This window comes from Flavobacterium marginilacus (assembly GCF_026870155.1).
GTDB classification, from domain to species: domain Bacteria; phylum Bacteroidota; class Bacteroidia; order Flavobacteriales; family Flavobacteriaceae; genus Flavobacterium; species Flavobacterium marginilacus.
Window position 1 is genome coordinate 2,447,007 of record NZ_CP113975.1, and the last position, 19,799, is coordinate 2,466,805.

At 34.4% G+C, this 19,799-nt stretch carries 14 protein-coding genes and 1 pseudogene; 5 read left to right on the forward strand and 10 right to left on the reverse strand.

The annotated features are described in order from the left end of the window. Nucleotides 1-2: 2 nt before the first annotated feature. Nucleotides 3-1,475, forward strand: coding sequence for a ketol-acid reductoisomerase (ilvC, locus tag OZP07_RS10505; RefSeq protein ID WP_194643465.1), 1,473 nt, complete (start codon nucleotides 3-5; stop codon nucleotides 1,473-1,475). A gap of 427 nt (nucleotides 1,476-1,902) precedes the next feature. Continuing rightward, complete coding sequence (gene acs / locus OZP07_RS10510) at nucleotides 1,903-3,813, forward strand: acetate--CoA ligase (protein WP_194643467.1); 1,911 nt, start codon at nucleotides 1,903-1,905, stop codon at nucleotides 3,811-3,813. A gap of 56 nt (nucleotides 3,814-3,869) precedes the next feature. Here acs and OZP07_RS10515 read toward each other — a convergent pair. Beyond that, nucleotides 3,870-5,541 (reverse strand): annotated as a pseudogene (locus tag OZP07_RS10515) (IS1182 family transposase). Nucleotides 5,542-5,911: 370 nt separating this feature from the next. Here OZP07_RS10515 and OZP07_RS10520 point away from each other — a divergent pair. Both OZP07_RS10520 and OZP07_RS10525 read left to right on the forward strand, forming a co-directional pair. After that, entirely contained in the window at nucleotides 5,912-6,292 is a 381-nt protein-coding gene (locus tag OZP07_RS10520; RefSeq protein ID WP_194643469.1) for an ankyrin repeat domain-containing protein, read from the forward strand. Nucleotides 6,293-6,363: 71 nt separating this feature from the next. Continuing rightward, nucleotides 6,364-6,900 carry a hypothetical protein gene (locus OZP07_RS10525; protein WP_281638321.1) on the forward strand — a complete coding sequence of 179 codons (537 nt, stop codon included), beginning with the start codon at nucleotides 6,364-6,366 and terminating at the stop codon, nucleotides 6,898-6,900. Nucleotides 6,901-6,986: 86 nt separating this feature from the next. On the opposite strand, the gene OZP07_RS10530 is transcribed toward OZP07_RS10525, so the two are convergent. The 9 genes from OZP07_RS10530 to OZP07_RS10570 form a co-directional block, all read right to left on the reverse strand. Further along, the gene (locus OZP07_RS10530; RefSeq protein WP_281638322.1) at nucleotides 6,987-7,583 is read right to left on the reverse strand and encodes a DUF2238 domain-containing protein; all 597 of its coding nucleotides are present in this window, start codon (nucleotides 7,581-7,583) and stop codon (nucleotides 6,987-6,989) included. A 22-nt stretch (nucleotides 7,584-7,605) separates the two neighbouring features. Beyond that, entirely contained in the window at nucleotides 7,606-8,643 is a 1,038-nt protein-coding gene (gene cydB / locus OZP07_RS10535; RefSeq protein WP_281638323.1) for a cytochrome d ubiquinol oxidase subunit II, read from the reverse strand. 11 nt (nucleotides 8,644-8,654) lie between these two features. After that, on the reverse strand, nucleotides 8,655-10,007 hold the full coding sequence (locus OZP07_RS10540; RefSeq protein WP_194643477.1) for a cytochrome ubiquinol oxidase subunit I: 1,353 nt from the start codon (nucleotides 10,005-10,007) through the stop codon (nucleotides 8,655-8,657). Nucleotides 10,008-10,241: 234 nt separating this feature from the next. Then, nucleotides 10,242-13,340: an efflux RND transporter permease subunit gene (locus OZP07_RS10545; RefSeq protein WP_281638324.1), complete on the reverse strand. Its 3,099-nt coding sequence runs from the start codon at nucleotides 13,338-13,340 to the stop codon at nucleotides 10,242-10,244. A gap of 3 nt (nucleotides 13,341-13,343) precedes the next feature. Further along, entirely contained in the window at nucleotides 13,344-14,429 is a 1,086-nt protein-coding gene (locus OZP07_RS10550; protein WP_194643481.1) for an efflux RND transporter periplasmic adaptor subunit, read from the reverse strand. Between the two features lie 12 nt (nucleotides 14,430-14,441). Then, entirely contained in the window at nucleotides 14,442-15,689 is a 1,248-nt protein-coding gene (locus OZP07_RS10555) for a TolC family protein (RefSeq protein ID WP_281638325.1), read from the reverse strand. An 87-nt stretch (nucleotides 15,690-15,776) separates the two neighbouring features. Continuing rightward, a complete protein-coding gene (locus OZP07_RS10560) occupies nucleotides 15,777-17,135 on the reverse strand; it encodes a sensor histidine kinase (RefSeq protein ID WP_281638326.1) in 1,359 nt (452 codons plus the stop codon). Further along, nucleotides 17,132-17,812, reverse strand: a complete 681-nt coding sequence (locus OZP07_RS10565; RefSeq protein ID WP_194643486.1) for a response regulator transcription factor — start codon at nucleotides 17,810-17,812, stop codon at nucleotides 17,132-17,134. The genes OZP07_RS10560 and OZP07_RS10565 overlap by 4 nt, the downstream gene beginning before the upstream one ends. Before the next feature lie 67 nt (nucleotides 17,813-17,879). Further along, complete coding sequence (locus OZP07_RS10570) at nucleotides 17,880-18,968, reverse strand: M42 family metallopeptidase (protein WP_194643488.1); 1,089 nt, start codon at nucleotides 18,966-18,968, stop codon at nucleotides 17,880-17,882. An 83-nt stretch (nucleotides 18,969-19,051) separates the two neighbouring features. Here OZP07_RS10570 and OZP07_RS10575 point away from each other — a divergent pair, with 83 nt between their 5' ends. Beyond that, nucleotides 19,052-19,711, forward strand: coding sequence for a DUF4294 domain-containing protein (locus tag OZP07_RS10575; RefSeq protein WP_194643490.1), 660 nt, complete (start codon nucleotides 19,052-19,054; stop codon nucleotides 19,709-19,711). Nucleotides 19,712-19,799 lie beyond the last annotated feature (88 nt).

The following is a 19,799-nucleotide window of genomic DNA, read 5'->3' on the forward strand; positions in this document are numbered from 1 at the left end:
AAATGGCAAATTATTTCAATTCATTACCACTTAGATTACAATTAGAACAATTAGGAGTTTGCGAATTCATGGATCAATCAGAATTTGCAAATGGAATAGATGCATTAGCAGGAAAAAAAGTAGTTATTGTAGGTTGTGGAGCTCAAGGTTTGAATCAAGGTCTTAACATGAGAGATTCAGGTTTAGATATTTCTTATGCATTACGTGCAGAAGCTATTGCTGAAAAGAGAGCTTCTTTTAAAAATGCTAATGATAATGGATTCAAAGTTGGAACTTATGAAGAATTAATTCCAACAGCTGATTTAGTTTGTAACCTTACGCCAGATAAACAGCACACTGCTGTAGTTACAGCAATAATGCCATTAATGAAACAAGGAGCTACTTTGGCTTACTCTCACGGTTTCAACATCGTTGAAGAAGGGATGCAGATTCGTAAAGACTTAACAGTTATTATGTGTGCTCCAAAATGCCCTGGATCTGAGGTTCGTGAAGAATATAAAAGAGGTTTTGGTGTACCGACTCTTATTGCGGTTCACCCAGAAAATGATCCTAATGGTTTAGGTTTAGATCAGGCAAAAGCTTATGCTGTTGCAACTGGAGGAAACAGAGCAGGTGTATTGCGTTCTTCTTTCGTAGCTGAAGTAAAATCAGATTTAATGGGTGAGCAGACTATTCTTTGCGGTTTATTACAAACAGGTTCTATCTTGTGTTTTGACAAAATGGTAGCTGAAGGTGTAGACGCAGGATATGCTTCTAAATTAATCCAATACGGATGGGAAACTATTACTGAAGCATTGAAATACGGTGGTATTACTAATATGATGGATAGATTGTCTAATCCAGCAAAAATTGAAGCATATAAAGTTTCTGAAGAATTAAAAGATATTATGCGTCCATTATTCAGAAAACACATGGATGATATTATCTCAGGTCACTTCTCTAAAACAATGATGGAAGACTGGGCAAACAATGATGTTAATTTGTTAACTTGGAGAGCTGCAACAGGAGAGACTAATTTTGAAAAAACTCCAGCTGGAAATGTTGAAATTTCTGAGCAGGAATATTTTGATAACGGAGTATTAATGGTTGCAATGGTAAGAGCTGGTGTTGAATTAGCTTTTGAAGCAATGACAGATTCAGGTATTATCGAAGAGTCTGCATACTATGAGTCATTACACGAAACACCGCTTATTGCTAATACAATTGCAAGAAAGAAATTATTCGAAATGAACCGCGTTATTTCTGATACTGCTGAGTACGGCTGTTATTTATTTGATCACGCTTGTAAGCCATTAATCGCTGAGTACGTGAAAAATGCACCAAGCAATTTAGTTGGGCGTCCTTTTAATAACGGAAATAACGGAGTTGATAATAAAGAGTTAATTGAAATTAATGCAGTTATCAGAAATCACCCTGTTGAAGAAGTTGGAGCATGGTTGAGAGAATCAATGACTGCAATGAAAAAAATTGTATAATAAAAATAATAAATTAGGGATTACCACACCATGAGGGTGTGCTGGGATTTGCATAAAATATCATAAAGGTTTAAATATTTTGAATTAGTAAGCACTTATTGGACAATTGAAAGATATTTATGCATAGTTACATTCACTTAACTTCAAATGAGCTGTAAGTTAAGTGAAGTAATCCTAGTTATTTTGGATTTTTTTGTTTTTGAATAAAGAAGAAAAAAATTGTTATTTAATATTGTTAATAAAAGGGCATTTTACTTTGTAGATATGCCCTTTTCTTGTTTTAAATTTGGTAATAAATCTAAAACGTTATGAAAAAAACATTAAAATTTGGAGAACTGCGTTTTTTTATTATTTTTTTAGTGTATTTTACAAATTAATAGTTTTTAAAACCGAAGAGATTTAATACTTTTATAAAAAATTTAAAAAGATGAGTTATTTTAAAATTGATAGTCTAGAACAATACTTTAAACATTATAATAAATCGATACGCGAGCCTCGAAAGTTTTGGGGGAAAATAGCTGAAGAAAACTTCACATGGTATCAATACTGGGACAAAGTTGTCGATTTTAATATGGCTGATGCCGAAGTTAAATGGTTTGTTGATGCAAAAGTTAACATTACTAAGAACTGTATTGATAGACACTTAGCAAAAAAAGGTGATAAAACGGCAATAATCTTTGAACCAAATGATCCTTCTGAAGAAGCATTGCACATAAGCTATAATGAGCTTTACGAGCGTGTATCAAAAATGGCTAACGTTTTGAGAGAGCAGGGAATTACGAAAGGTGACCGTGTTTGTATTTATCTTCCAATGATACCAGAACTGGCAGTAGCAGTTTTAGCCTGTGCTAGAATTGGTGCTATACATTCGGTTATTTTTGCAGGTTTCTCATCATCGGCAGTTGCTTCAAGAATAAATGACAGCCAATGCAAAATGGTAATAACATCTGATGGCGGATACCGCGGGAATAAAACCATAGACCTGAAAGGAATTGTTGACGATGCTTTGCAGAATTGTCCAAGCGTTACCTCTGTTTTAGTTGCTAAAAGAACGAATGCAGAAATTCAGATGAAAGCTGGTCGTGACCAATGGTTAGCACCGCTACTTGATAATGCAATTAACAATAGTGTTGCCGAAATTATGGATGCCGAAGATCCTTTGTTTATATTGTATACATCAGGATCTACTGGAAAACCTAAAGGAATGGTTCATACTACAGCAGGATATATGGTTTATACTGCTTATACTTTTAAGAATGTATTCAATTATGAAGAGAATGATATATTTTGGTGTACTGCAGATATTGGCTGGATTACAGGTCACTCCTATATTTTATACGGTCCATTATTGAATGGTGCAACAACTGTAATTTATGAAGGAATTCCTTCTTATCCGGATTTTAGCCGTTTTTGGGAAACAATTGAAAAACACAAAGTAACTCAATTTTATACAGCACCAACAGCTATCCGTGCTTTGGCAAAAGAAAATTTATCTTATGTTCAAAGATTTCCGCTTAAATCATTAAAAGTGATTGGTTCAGTTGGAGAACCAATTAATGAGGAAGCATGGCACTGGTATAATGATCACGTAGGAGGGAAGCGCTGTCCGGTAGTTGATACTTGGTGGCAGACTGAAACGGGCGGAATTATGATTGCTCCGTTAGCATTTACAACCCCAACAAAACCTACTTATGCTACATTGCCGTTACCTGGAATTCAGCCAGTGCTGATGGATGACAAACGCAATGAAATAGAAGGTAATCAGGTAGTAGGCAGTTTGTGTATTAAATTTCCGTGGCCAGGTATTGCAAGAACTATTTGGGGAGATCATCAAAGATATAAAGATACCTATTTTTCCACTTTTCCAGGTAAATATTTTACAGGAGACGGAGCTCTGCGTGACGAAGTAGGATATTATAGAATTACAGGACGTGTTGACGATGTTGTAATTGTTTCAGGACATAATTTAGGTACTGCACCAATTGAAGATGCAATTAATGAGCATCCAGCTGTTGCTGAATCAGCAATTGTTGGATTCCCGCACGATATTAAAGGAAATGCATTATATGGATATGTTATTCTTAAAGAGTCTGGTGAATACAGAGACAGGGATAACTTGTCGAAAGAGATTAACCAGCATATTGCTGATCACATTGGTCCAATTGCTAAATTAGATAAAATTCAATATGTAACTGGATTGCCAAAAACAAGATCTGGAAAAATTATGCGTAGAATTTTAAGAAAAATTGCTGAAGGCGATTATTCTAATTTTGGTGATACCACAACTTTACTAAATCCCGAAATTGTTGATGAAATAGTAAATGGTAAGATCATTTAAATAAGCATAAAACTTAAGTTTTCAATAAAGAGGCTGTCCGAAAAGGACAGCTTTTTTTATGCTGCAAATTTCAAGAATCGATTTTGGGTTGGTTGATTAATGAAAAAATATTCTGTTACAGTATTTAAAAGGTAAATATGGTCTTTTAGGGCTCTATTTAGAACTCTGAAGGAAATTTTTAGATGAGTTTTCGACGCATCATTGTTCTTTGCTATCATTTTTCTAAAATTATGCCCGATAGCCATCAATAGAAATTCCATTTCCACTTTTTCGATGCTTGTGAAAGTAAACCGGTTGAATTTATTGTTGTTTTTTAGCTGTCCGAATACTGCTTCAACTTCTATTGGGCGTTTGCTTCGGTGTTCGAGTCCTTTTTCGCTTGTGAGCAGCTCTTTGGCTTTAGCCCTTAATTGGTTCAGGCGGTGGTTTATCTCTATTGTCCTGTTTCCTTTGGCTTGGTGACATAGACCTCTTAGCGGACATCCATGACATCTTTTTACTTGATAATAAGATACTTGTGATTCGTATCCGTTGGCCGATGTCCGTTTTCCACTGCCAATGTTTTCCATTCTTTGTCCCATTGGACACACATAAAAATCCTGCTGTATATTGTAGAACAAATTCTGGACAAGAAACGGATTGTCCTTCATTTTTTTCTTCTGTTCTTTGTGAAAATAATTATACTTTACATAGGTCCGTTATATCTTTATTTTCAAGCATTTCGTAGTTTTCTTCGCTTCCATAACCAGCATCGGCTACAACTGTTTTGCTTTGTTTTTGATACATTTTTTCAAATTCCTCCAGATGGGATTTTAAAGTCGTAGTGTCGTTAGGTGTCTGATGAATGGTTACATTGGTAATGAATTGATTTTCAGTAGAAATCTGAGGATTGTATGCAGGTTTTAACTGTCCGTTTTTCATATGGTCTTCCTTCATTCTCATAAAGGTAGCGTCAGGATCTGTTTTGCTGTAGGAGTTTCTATTGCCTAAAATCACTAAATCTTTTTCGTATTTTTCAAGCTTTGGCAGGTGCTCTTCCTGAAGCTTTTGAAGCTCTTTGGTTATCTTCTTGTTGGGCTCTTTGAGTTTTTTATTGAGTTCTGATAATTTTTCTTTCAGCTCTTCCGAGTTTATTTTTTTTGGTAATTCTTCCTTGTTGACTTCTTGATTATCTGATAAAATACTGTTTTCGATATCGGATAAGATGCTGTTGATTTTTACTTCGAGTTTTTCTTTGTATTTCTCTATAGAACCCCGCCAGACAAAGGTGTATTTGTTGGATTTGGCTTCAATTTTTGTTCCATCGATGTATTGGATATCCAGACTGACATAGCCCATTTCCACAAGCATTTTGACTACTTCTGCAAATAAATCTTTGATGTTTTCTTTTAAAATCTTTCCTCTAAAATCGTTAATGGTTCTAAAATCAGGAGTTGAGTTGCCTGAAATAAACATAAAATGAATGTTCTCAGTAAGTGCCTTTGCTATTTTTCGGCAGGAATAAGTGTTGCTTAAATAACTGTAAAACAAAACCTTAAGCATCATTCTGGGATGATAGGCCGAGGTGCCTCCTCCTTTATATATTTTAAGTATATGACTTATATCCAATGAATTGACAATCTTATCCACTAAGCGGACAGGATGGTTTTCTGAAATTTTATCAAAAATATTTATCGGAAAAAGTTCCGGTGTATTGATCGATTGCGATTTAAATATTACTTTAGCCATTGCTCGTTTTTTGTGCAACTCTAAGATACTATTTTAGATTAAAAACAGCAAAAAAAAGGCTGTCCTTACTTTTTGGACAGCCTCTTTTTTTTGCCCAAAAATTAAATAAATGTTAATTCATGAATAATGCAGTAACATTACTTTTTAAATTAAGTCTATTGATTACTTGGTTTAATAAAATTAAATTGTATGATAGTTCTATTAAGATATTTCTTCAGTTTTTTTATCAATAGAAATGTTTCACGTGTTAATTTTATGTTAATATTTAATACTTTGTAATACATAATACCTTTTAAAAGATATATATTTGCATAGGATATTATTATATGATCCAAGTTTAATTATAATCATCAATCAAAAATCAATTATTATGAAAAAATCAATCGTTTATTTAGGGGTAGCTTTAGTAGCTTTTTCAAGTGTTTCTTTGGCTTCAAATTTGAATTCATTTCCAGTATTCAAAGACAGTGTTGAATTTAATGAAATAACAGTTTCTCCTTTTTGTATCGCTATAAGCAAAGGAGATGTAGAATCTGTGAAGAAGTTTATTGAATATGGCGCAAATGTAAATGAGAAATCAAATGGCATGACTCCGTTAATGTTTGCAGCTCGTTACAATAAAGTGGAAATTATCAAAATTTTATTGGAAAAAGGTGCTCGTCTTAAAGAAAAAGATGAAAACGGATTCACTGCTTTGAAACATGCTGAATTATCAAATGCAAGTGAGGCTATTCAGCTTTTAAAAAAATAATAAAAAATAAAAATGAGACTTCATACTTGATGGAGTCTCATTTAAATTAAATCAATCAAAAAAATATAATCATGAAAAAATCAGTTTTACTTTCAGGAATAGCATTAGTTTTATTTTCAAATATTTGTAATGCAGAAAATAGAGTTAATAAATCAAGCAGTTTATTTCAAAATATCATTTTGTCAGATAATGATATTGAAAAACAAAATGATGATACACAATTAACAAAACCTTCTTTAAAGGATGAAGGAGAAGTTTTTAATCCTGAAACAGTCATTGCTTTTAATCGTAAAACAGTGAAAGAGATTATTGCAGAAGGAGATAAGATCACAGAGAATTCTAACACAGAGGAAACGGAATTTCTAGCTCTTGAAGCATCAATGAAAGAAATAATAGCACAATCAGATTTAATAATAGAAAGTAAGGTATCGGATGTGAGATGTCCACTTTTTGTTGAAAGAACAATGGAAGATGAAATAGCTGAATTAGAACTAATTATTGAAAGTAAAGAAAATAATGAAGTTAGAGATTTAGACTTTAAAAAAATCAACAGAATACCAGTATTGATAAATTCATTTAATTCTAAAAAAATTATCGGAATGAATTAATGTTAAATGCAGTAAAACTTAGTGAGGTTATAAAAAAAGCACCGTTATAAAAGAGTATAAGGATGCTTTTTTTTTGTGAACAGAAGTTACATTGTAATAAGCCGTCTGTCCTGTGTTTTAGAAAGTGATAATAAAGCAGTAACAGCACCAATTGCAGCAAACAGCATATCCGACTGTGTATCCCAAACATATCCTTGTGTTCCCAAGAAAGCATCTCCGCCGTCCCCAGAAGCAATTGAAACAAACCACTCAATCCATTCATAAGCAGCACTGATTGCCACACAAATGGAAACAATTATGAATTTGAAAAAGCTTTGATTAGCAATAACTTTTTTTCGAATAAAGAGTTCCCGAATTATCATTGCAGGTACAAAACCTTGTGCAAAATGGCCAATTTTATCATAATTATTCCGGCTTTGATGAAATACCTCTTTGATATAATCAAAAAAAGGAACTTCAGCATAGGTGTAATGACCGCCAATGAAGAGAATAATACAATGAATTAAAATCAGAGTATAAGTAAAATTCGTAAAACGAAATTTTTTAAAAGTTAAAGCCAAGATGGTAATCCCAATTATCGCCGGAATAATTTCAAGGAAACAGGTAAAGCTTTCTTTTGGATTTATGACTGACCAAAGTAAAACGATGCTGAATATAGCAAGTAATAAGTATATGTATTTCATTTTTTGGAAATTAAAGCTTAATTTAATAGCTGGTGTCATCTAGTTTTACTTTCCCGTTGAATGTTCTGTACAAAAAGAAAAAATAAGCCCCTAATAACGGTGCACCAATGGTAACAATAGTCAGCATTATCCCTAAAGATTTTTGTGAAGAAGCAGCATTGTAAATGGTTACGCTAAATTTTGGGTCAATTGTAGAAATTAAAAGCGTCGGATACAATTGCAGCGCAACAAGAATCAGTAAAAAAGCCATTGTCAATGATGAAAAGATCAATGCCCTCATGTATTGTTTTTTTGAAACCAGACGAGGAACATTGGCTACAGCCAAAAATGATATTACAGGAACAATAAAATAAATAGGATTAGCCCTGAAATTAGCTGTAACTTCAGGAATAAAAATCAAAGTATAAAGAGTTGTAATTCCAAAACTGATGATGAAGAATATCATTCCTTTTTTTAGTAAAAATGTAAGTCTGGCGTGAAGTCTGCCTTCAGTTTTCAGTAATAGATAAATAGCACCCTGTGTCATAAAAATAGATAGTGTAGTAAAACCAACCATTATGGCGTATGGATTTAAAAAAGAAAAAAACACACCGCCCTGGTAACTGAAATTAGGCCCCAATGCAAATCCCTGTAAAATATTAGCTAAAACAACACCCAGCAGGAAAGCAATCGATATGCTGGAAATACTGTAGATTATGTCCCAGCTTTTTCTCCACCACGTCATTTCTTCGACACTTCTAAATTTAATGGCAGCAGCACGAAGTACATTTAGCATCAAAAAAAGCATAAACGGAACATACATTGCTGACAGCATAGCCGCATACATTATAGGAAATCCAGCAAATAATGCACCGCCTCCAATAATGAGCCAGACCTGATTGGCATCCCAAACGGGAGCAATTGCATTGATTGCAATTCTGCGGCTTAAATCTTTTCTGAAAAATAAATGCCAGGCACCGGCGCCAAAATCAAAACCTTCTAATATTGCATAACCAGAGAACAGTAATCCTATTACTAAATACCACAATGTTGGATAATCAATCCCTAAAAAAGTTTCCATAACTATAAAGATTAAAAGGATTTGAATGTTACTGCTTTTTCTGATTCGTCATAAGGACCGTGCTTTATTTTTTTATTTACAGTATATAGAAATAAAGCTAGCAATAATGAATAAACTACAGTGAACATAACCAAAGAAAAAACAATCTGCTGTGAAGAAACTTCTTGAGAAAAAGCTTTGCTGGTTCTTAACTGCCCGTAAACAACCCAAGGCTGTCTTCCCATTTCGGCAGTGAACCATCCAACCTGATTGGCTATTTGAGGCAAAATAACGGAAAAAGAAAAAATCCACAAAAGCCATTTTTTTTCAAATAATCTGCCACGCCACCATAAAAAACTGGAGTACAATGTGAGTCCAATTAAAAACATTCCAATTACAACCATAATATGGTAGAATTGAAAAACAGCGTTTATCTGGCTCGGTCTGTCCTCAGCTGGGAAATTATTCAAGCCTTTTATTTGGGCATCAAAATCCTGATGTACAAGGAAAGACAATCCGCCGGGAATTCCTATTCCGGTAACTTTTTGCTGTTCTTTATCAACCCAGCCAACAAGATATAAATCGGCAGGTTTATCTTTTTCAAAATGTCCTTCCATAGCAGCGAGTTTTGCAGGCTGATTTACCGCAACTCCATCAGCTGTGCTGTGGCCAGAAATCAATTGGGTAAGCGAAAAAATTGCAGCAACTGCTAAAGAAATTTTGAATGCCTTTTTTGATATTTCGACATAACGGCCTTTCCTAATGTAATAAGCATGAACACTTAAAACTAAAAAAGCTCCTGCCAAAATTGCCCCCTGCCAAGTATGAATAATTCTGTCCACACTAGACGGATTGAAAACCATGGCCCAAAAATCGGTCACTTCAGCCCGGGCATGTAAACCTGTTCCAACAATATGATAACCTGCAGGCGTCTGCTGCCAGGAATTGGCAACTACAATCCAAACCGCAGAAAACATTGATCCTAAAAAAACACCCAATGCCGATACAAAATGTACCCAAGGTTTTACGCGATTCCATCCAAAAAGCAGTACTCCCAGAAAAGTGCTCTCCAGACCAAAAGCAAACAAACCTTCGGCGGCTAATGCACTTCCAAAAATATCACCAACATAACGCGAATAAACTGCCCAGTTGGTTCCAAATTCAAACTCCATTATAATTCCGGTAGCAACCCCGATTCCAAAAGTTATAGCAAATATCTTGATCCAAAAACGAGTCAGGATTTCATAATCTTTATTTCCGGTTTTGAGATAAAGTCCTTCCATGATTACCATTATTAAGCCGATGCCGATACTTAATGGAGGATAGATATAATGAAAGGCGATTGTGAAGGCAAATTGTATGCGGGCTAGTATTTCTACATCCATGAGGAAAGTATTTTGTTTAAAAAGTATGTGTAAATTTACGACAGAAAGCTAACTTTATTAGGCTTAAAAATTAATTTTATTTCTGTTTTTTGATATTCTTTTATTCCTTTAAAAGAAAATGTTTTTATGTAAAAAAGAATCACAATATTTAAAAAGATTACAAAAAAAAGCACCATTAAAAAAATGATGCTTTTGTCGAAAAAATATTTAACCAATTAACTTATTTCAAAACCATTATTCAATTCTAGCGTGTTTTTTACGGTTGAATACCCAGAATATAATCGGGAAAACTAATAATGTTAGTATAGTTGCGGTAACTAAACCTCCAATTATCACGATTGCCAAAGGTTTTTGAGATTCAGAACCAATTCCTGTTGAAATTGCTGCAGGCATCAAACCTATAGATGCCATTAAAGCGGTCATAATTACAGCTCTTGTTCTGGCTTTTACTCCCATGAAAATCGATTCCTCGAGCGAGAATTTTGCCTTCAGATTATGATGAAATTCCGATATCAGGATTACTCCATTTTGAATACAAATTCCCAAAAGAGCAATAAAACCTACACCAGCCGAAATTCCAAAATTCATTCCTGTAATATGCAAAGCCAAAATTCCGCCGATGATCGCAAAAGGTACATTTGCTAAAACAAGCAAAGAATCTTTAATGTTTCCGAATAAAATAAACAACAAAACAAATATTCCCAGTAAACTTATCGGTACAACCTGAGCTAGTCGGGCACTGGCACGAACCTGATTTTCAAATTCTCCTGTCCATCCTGTTGTGTAGCCAGCCGGCATCTTGATTTCTGCCACTTTTTGTTGTGCTTCGGCTATTGTACTTCCTAAATCACGATCGCGGACAGAGAATTTTACCCCAATGAAACGTTTGGTATTATCTCTGTAAATAAAAGCCGGCCCAGTAACTGTTTTAAGGTCGCAAATTTCTTTTAGCGGAATTTTGGCACCACTGATTGTTGGAACTTTTAGCTCTGCCAAATCTTCTTCATCTTTGCGGTATTCTTTGGAGAAACGAACTCTTACATCAAATTTCTTTTCATCTTCATACTTTTGAGTGGCTGTTTTTCCTCCAAAAGCCAGTTCTAAAACAGCCTGTGCATCGCTTAATGTTACGCCATAAGCGGCCATTTTTTCTCTGTCTAAAATTACACTGATTTCCGGCTGTCCAACATTTCTAAGAATACCGGCATCTTTGATACCAGGGATATTTTTTATTTTTGCTAAAACTTCATTCGAAAGTTCATCTAGTTTGTCTAAATCGTCACCATAAATTTTTACCGCATTTGAAGCTTTAAACCCAGCTACCGATTCGGCTACATTATCAATAACAGGCTGTGAATAATTATAAGTAATTCCCTGATGTACTTTTAATTTGGTATCCATTTCATTAATTAAATCATCCATCGAAATTTTTCGGGTCCAGTCTGATTTTGGTTTTAAATCAACCTGAAGCTGAATAAACCCAAATCCGTTCGGATCTGTTCCGTCATTACTTCGGCCGGTCTGTGACAGCACCTTTTTTACTTCGGGAAAACTTTCCAGATCTTTTCGGATTATTGATGCAGTCTGTACACTTTCGGGCAGGGAGGTACTCATTGGCAATTCTGCTGTTACCCACAAAGCCCCTTCATTTAATTGTGGTAAAAACTCCGTTCCTAAAAATGTTGCCGAAAAGAAAACGGTAACTAATATCGCAACCGAAGCAATTAATGTTTTTATTTTATGTTTAAATGTCCAGGCAAAACCTTTACTTATTATTCGGTCCCAAAAGTTTACAAACGGATTGTTTTTTTCTTTTACATTTTTATTCAAAAGAATGTGCGATAAAACCGGAACTAATGTTAAAGTAAAAAGCAACGCTCCAATTAATGCAAAGCCAAGTGTATAGGCGAGGGGCGAAAACATTTTACCTTCTACTTTCTGGAATGCGAATATTGGCAGCAAAGCAGTTATGATGATTAATTTAGAAAAGAAAATGGCTTTTCCCATTTCAGCTCCCGTTTTTTTAATCAGACTGCCTTTTGCAATTTTGTTGTATGCTGTCATTCCCAGCTGATGTGCCCGATGATCCAATACGACAAATAATCCTTCGACCATGACTACAGCGCCGTCGATGATGATTCCAAAATCGACTGCACCCAAACTCAGCAGATTGGCGCTCATTCCCATTAGTTTCAAACACAGAAAAGCAAACAATAACGAAAGCGGAATAACAATTGAAACCGTAAAAGTTGTTCTCCAGTCGGCCATGAAAAGAAAAACTACGCAGGTAACCAGAATAATTCCTTCGAACAAATTATGCATTACTGTTTCGGTCGTGAAATTCATCAGATTATCACGATCATAGAAAGTTTCAATTTTTATATCTTTTGGAAGAACATTTTCATTTAAGTCTTTGATTTTATCTTTGATTAAAGCCAATGTTTCCTGAGCATTTTCGCCCTTGCGCATTACGACAATTCCTTCAACGGCATCATCATTTTTTCCAATTCCTGTCTGCCCGACTCTTGGCATTGAACTTTCATAAACCGAGGCTACATTTTTGACCAAAATCGGATTTCCTCCGGCATCATCAACAATAATGTTTTCAATATCCGGAATCGATTTTAAGAGCCCTACACCTCGAACAACAAAGGCCTGACCGTTTTTTTCGATAATATCACCGCCAACATTTAAGTTTCCGGCATTTACGGCATTGTAAACCTGCAAAGGAGTGATGTTGTATTTGGCTAATTTAATAGGATCAACACCTACTTCATACGTTTTTGTCTGACCGCCAAAAACATTCAAATCGGCAACACCGGGAACGGCACGAAGCTGTTTGTCGATTACCCAGTTTTGGTAGGTTAATAATTCTCTGCTGTCTCTGCTGTTACTTTTTACAATATATCTGAAAATTTCCCCAGTTGGTCCATAAGGAGGCTGTACATCGGGTTCGACATCATCGGGAAGAGAGACATTTTTTAATAAATTATTGACCTGCAAGCGGGCAAAAGTATCATCGACACCGTCATCAAAAATAATTTTGATAACCGATAGTCCAAACATTGTAATACTGCGAACGCTGGTTTTTTTCTGCACCGAGTTCATCGAAATTTCGATCGGTGATGTTACAAATCGTTCTACTTCCTCAGCACTTTTACCATTCCACTGTGTAATAATGATGATTTGAGTATTGGTGACATCCGGAAAGGCATCAATTGGCATATTTTTGAAAGAAATAAATCCTGCAACAGCCAGTATTCCAACCCAAAAAAAGGTAAATGCTTTATTCTTAAGCGAAAAAGCAATAATGTTTCTGATGAATTTGTTCATGGTTTAATCGTTTAAAGAGCGATAAATAAATAGCTGATTGTTGGTAATAACTTTTTCATTTTCTTTTAAACCGCTCGAAATATAGGTGGTGTCGCCTACAACGCTATAGACTTCAACTTCTCTGGTTTCTATATTATGACGGTCTTTAAAAATCATGACAAAGTTTTTGCTTTTATCAAAAACAATGGCATTGCTCGGAATAGCTATCATCGATTTGTCTTCGTTATAGGACAGTTTAATATTTGCATTCATGTCGGGTTTCAATAGATACCCTGGATTTTGCAGTTTAATTCTTGCCTGCATGGCTTTGGTTTCGGGATCGATTACATTAAAGATTTTATCGACTTTCCCTTTAAAAATTTTATCGGGATAACTCAAAGTTGTTACATCGGCATCGATTCCTAATTTTACTTTATTAATATCAATTTCGTTGATGTTTGCCATGGCCCAAACTTCGCTGATTTCGGCAATATCGAATATGTTTTCTGAGCGGTCCGAGCGCAGAAGCATATCCTGATTAATACTTTTTTGAATAATAAAACCGCTGATTGGCGCCGTCACTTCATAAATAGACCCCGCTTTGATATTGTAGATTTTATAAGTCTCCTGAATTTTGCTCAATTGAGACTGCGCTTTTGCCACCTCCGATTTTGCCTGAAGTACATCGCTTTCAGAATTTAATTTTCCGTCAAATAATTCCTGAGCAACTTTCAGATTGTTTTTGGCAACCAGTAAATCACTTTTTGCGTCGAGCGATTGTTTTTCAAAATCGGCAATATCAGTGCTTTTTATGGTAGCTAAAACCTGTCCTTTTTTTACATAATCGCCAAGTTCGACATTTACCTTGACAACGTTTCCGCCCACAAGAGGGTACACGTCAATCATTTTGTTGTTATCGGCCGTAATTTTTCCGTAAAAACTCAATTCATTTTTTACTTTTTGAGTTTGTGCTATGGCGGTTGTAGTGGTTTTTAGCATCGTATCGCTTAAAGCAAAGGAAGTATTGGTCTGAGGATTTTCGGCTTCCTTTTTACAGCTTGTAACGGTTAAACTTACAAGTGCAATTCCTATAATTAGTGTATGTTTCATTAGTATTTAGTTTTAAAATAAGTCTTTACTGATTGTACTATTGAATTCTTCGGCAGAAAGTGCCAGCTTTTTCTTTAGCTCATTAACCTGAATAGTTGCCTGATTGTAGCTTTCCATGAAATCGGTGAATTCTAATAAACTGACATTTCTTTTTTGGAAATTCGTCAGCATTCCATTGTAGACGGCTTCAAAATCGGCATTAACGGTTGGTTTTATGACCGTATAGTTTTTGCGGGATTCATCCCATTTATTCCAAGCCGAAGTAATTTCGGTTTGTAATTGAAGTTCAAAATTTTGCTTTTCAACTTTAGATTGTTCCAGAATGGTTTTGGCATATTTGATATTTCCTTTGTTTTTGTTCCAAAGAGGCAGCGGAATTCCAATGGTTACATTTGCTTCTTTTTCAAAAGCACCACTTCTTTGATCGTAATTTGCTCCCAGCGTAAGATCGGGAACAGCAAGTGATTTTTGCCATTTTACATTTAGTTCATTTGCTTCGATTTCTTTTTGTTTAGCTAAATAATCAGGTCTGTTGGCAATAGCTTCCTCTTCAAATGATTTTAAATTAAAATCAATAGTTTTTAGGTATTTATTGAACTCCTCTTTTGAAACTTCCGGGATCACATTCTCAGTAGAATTAAGCAGTAGTCTTAAATTGCCTTGCTCTTCAATATTATTATTTACAACTTCCATTCGCTCGTTTTTAAAATTAAGATATAGGGATTGCAGGCGGACAACATCTTTTAGCGGTACATTTCCTTTTTGCGCCTGAATAGAGTAGGAGCTGATTAAATCTTCAATGTGCGAAAGCTGTTCATCGGTAGTTTCAAGGCTCTTCGTGTTGTAGTAAACTGTGTAGAAGCTCTTGCGCAATTGCAATTTTAATGTTCGTAAAAGATCATTAAACTGCAGTTCGGCCAGTTGTTCATTGGTTTGAAATAGTTTTATTTCATTGCGTTTTTTTCCGCCTAAATAAATCAGCTGTTCAATACCAAAAGCTTTTTGACCGTCTTTTCCAATATCAAAATATTGATTTCTTTCAGGATTATAAGCGTTTAATTGTGCTGTAATTGTCGGGTTATCCCAAATTCGGGCTTGAATAGTCAGTGCTTTTGAAGCATCAATATTATATTGAGAGGCCAGCAAAAAGAGATTGTTTTTAAGAAACTGGCTTTCACAGTTCTGTAGAGTGACTGTTTTTTGAGCTAAACTCACCTGATTTATTAAAATCAGAAATAGTAGTGCAGATAACTTTTTCATTGTATCGGTTTTATTTGATACAAATATGCTATCATCAGACTTTAAGAGACCTTAAGATCTACCTTAAAAACACCTTAAAAATGACTATTAATAAAAAAACAGTTGAAATAAATTAGTGTTTTTTTCTGGAATACTGTAGGTGATGGTGCAGTTATGCAGAGTGAGTATGCGTTGTACGATACGCAGGCCTAAGCCAAAACCCGAAGTTCCTTTTGCATTTGTACCGCGCATAAATGGCTGAAAAAGATTCTCTTGTTCTATTTCATTCAAAGTTTCCCCAGTATTGTAAACTGAAATGACAAGATGATTGTTTTGGGTGCTGATTTTTACTTTGGCTTGCTTGTTCTCTGAGTAAATACAGGCATTTTTTAAAACATTGCCCAAAGCAATTTCTAAAAGATTTTTATTTCCTTTAATTTCCAAAGCGGAATCTAAACTGTCGCTTTCTTCCATTTCAAAATGAATTACAAAATCCGGAAAGCTCTTGTTCAGGTTTTCGATGGCCGAAAACAGAATTTCATCCATTCGATGCACTTCGTTATTTTCGCGATCTTTGTTGTCGATTTTCGAAAGGATCAATAAGGAATGTATCAGCTGTGTCAGCTGATTTACGTCGGATAAAATTACTTTCAGAAAAGACTTCCCTTTATCGGATGTTGCAGGATCCGAAACCACATTTTCGATTTGAGAAGTGATTCTGGACAACGGAGTTCGAAGTTCATGCGAAGCGTGAGCTGTAAAATCTTTTTGTTTTTGATAGGAAATCTCGATTCGGTCCATCATGAAATTAAATTCATTGGCAATCAAATCAATTTCGTTTTTATTGTCTTTTAAACTGACTCTGGTGTCGAGATTATTCTCGTTTATGTTTTTTATTTTTTGATGAAAAATATTTAAAGGATTCATCGCTTTTTTTACCATAAATGACGTTAAAACCCAGCAAATACAGGTGAAAAAGATATATGATACTATTAAGGTATATCTAAGAAAAAGCAGTTTTCTTTTTCCGTAATCATCAGTTGCTGATATTAAGGCATAAAAATCTCTGTCTTTGGTATCATAAAAAACACCATACACTTCATAATTGCCTTGTTGTTTAAAGAAGGTTTTGTGTTTTTTGAGGTATTTCAGGTCATTAATTGACCAGTTAATTTTGGCGTCGTCAATACTGCTGTAAATAAGTTTGTAGTTTGAGTCAAATACTAATGTTTTTTCGTCATACAGTTTGTTAATCGAATTTTGATCAATCATTTTTAAAAGCTGATCATCAACTTCTTTTACATTTACCAGAAGTTTGATATTGGAAAGGGCTTTTATTTCTAATCGATCCCGAAATTCTTCTTTTCTAAAATTGGAATACAAAACAAATATCAAAGTTGAAGCCAGTCCAAAAAGGATTGTAAACAGCAAGCTGACTAAAAGTGATATTCTGTTTTTTAAGGTCATTCCTGATCGTTTAGATAATATCCGTAACCAATTTTGGTGTGAAGAAGTTTTATATCGTGGTCTTTATCGATTTTTTTTCTCAAAAAATTGATATATACTTCAATTGTATTTTGGTTGGTTTCTATATGATAATCCCAAAGTTTTTCGGCTATAAACTGTTTGGATACTACTTTCCCTTTGGCATGTGCCAAAATCAAAATCAATTTAAATTCTTTAGGAGTTAATTTGATTTCAATGCCGGAGCGATAAATTTTCATTTCATCTTCCAGTATTTCTAAATCCTGAACAATAATTTTCTGCTGTGTTTGCTGAGGAATTTCTTTCCGCCTTAATAAAGATAAAATACGGGCAAAAAGTTCTTCGAAGTGAAAAGGTTTTACCAGATAATCATCGGCTCCATTATCAAAAGAAGCTAATTTGTCTTCAATTTCGCTAAACGCAGTTAACATTAAAATAGGTGTTTTTTTATCAATCTCCCGAATGCCTTTGCAGACATCTATTCCATTTTTTCCGGGAACATTGATATCAAGAACTACTAAATCATATTCGTAGGGTAAATATTTTTTTAATAATAATGCTCCGTCATAATAAGGAAAACACTCGAATTCTTTTGAGTTAAAGAATGCTGAGATTTCTTTAGATAAAGTAAAATCGTCTTCGAGTAATAAAATTTTCATAGAGCATTGATAATATACATTCGGCTATTAAAACAAATAGCCGAATGTATGTTTTGTATTCCTTCAATTATTTGAAATACGAGAAGGTTTCGTTGTTTTCAATCTTCAATAACGTTTCATAAATCAATTTGATTACGTTTTCAACATCTTCACGATGTACCATTTCGACTGTGGTATGCATGTATCGCAACGGAAGCGAAATCAAAGCAGAAGCAACGCCACCATTGCTATAAGCAAAAGCATCAGTATCTGTACCGGTAACTCTTGAAGAAGCCAGACGCTGAAACGGAATGTTTTTTTCTACAGCCGTATCCAGAATTAATTCTCTCAGATTGTTTTGAACAGCTGGAGCATAAGTAACAACTGGTCCTTTACCAATTTTAGTATCACCCTCAATTTTTTTATCAATCATTGGTGTTGTTGAATCGTGGCAAACATCTGTAATAATAGCAACATTTGGTTTTATGGTTTGCGTAATCATTTCCGCACCTCTAAGGCCAACTTCTTCCTGAACTGCATTGGTAATATACAAACCAAAAGGTAATTTTATATTATTTTCATGTAATAAACGAGCAACTTCAGCAATCATAAAGCCTCCCATTCTATTATCGATAGCTCGACAAACAAATTTATTCTCGTTCATAATCATAAACTCATCAGGATAAGTAATCACGCAGCCTACATGAACTCCTAATTTTTCGACTTGTTCTTTGGTTTCGCATCCCAAATCAATGAAAATATTACTAATCTTAGGGTTTTCTTCTTTATCTCTATTTCTGGTGTGAATAGCAGGCCATCCAAAAACTCCTTTTACAATTCCGTTTTTAGTATGGATATTTACACGCTTCGATGGTGCAATTTGATGATCAGAACCTCCATTGCGTATTACATAAACTAATCCATCATCGGTAATATAGTTAACATACCAGGCGATTTCATCAGCATGGCCTTCTATGACAACTTTGTATGGAGCGTCAGGATTAATAACTCCCACAGCAGTTCCATAGGTATCAGTAATAAAAGTATCTACGTATGGTTTTAAATAATCCATCCATATTTTTTGCCCTTCGCTTTCAAAGCCGGTAGGGGATGCGTTGTTCAGGTATTTCTCTAAAAAGGTAATAGATGATGCATTCAATATTGATTCAGTACTCATATAAAATAATTTTTCGCTAAATTAAATATTTGTCTTTATAGTTCTATATTTAATGTATAATTTTGTGTTAAAAATAATTCCCCATGAAGTTTTATAAAATTTTATTTTTCTGTTTTTTGATATCACTTTCTGTTCATGCCCAAGACCCAAAAAATGATAATATTCCAATGGGTTATGTCTTGACAGAAGCCGATAGTATTTTTGGCGATACGATTGTGCTTCCTGAACTAGTAATCGAAAAACACAAAATGAGTGACGAGGATAAAAAGCAGTTTTTATTACTCCAAAGAAGAGTTTATGCTACATATCCATATGCAAGAATTGCTTCCGAAAGACTGACTTCGTTAAATCGAGGAATGGCTAAGTTTACAAATAACAAGGATAAAAAGAGATATTTCAAAATTGTTGAAGATTATTTAAGCAACGAGTTTGAAGATCGATTAAAAAAGCTTTCCAGAAAACAAGGACAGATCTTAGTTAAATTAATAGATAGACAAACTGGAACTACAACTTATGAATTAATTAAAAACCTCAAAAGCGGATGGAAAGCATTTTGGTCAAATACAACTGCCAATATGTTTAATATTGATTTGAAAATGAAATATGAACCGTTTGTAGTTAATGAGGACTATTTAATAGAAACTATATTAGTCAGAGGGTTCGAATCTGGCAGACTTAGAAAACAAGAGCCGGCAAAACCAATAGATTATGAAAAGCTGGACGAAGCTTGGGTTAAAAAATAAATGAAATTAATTAATATATTTAGGAGAGATAATTATTAAGGTAATTGTTTCTCTTTTTTTATTAACTAATGATCAGGAGCAATTTCCA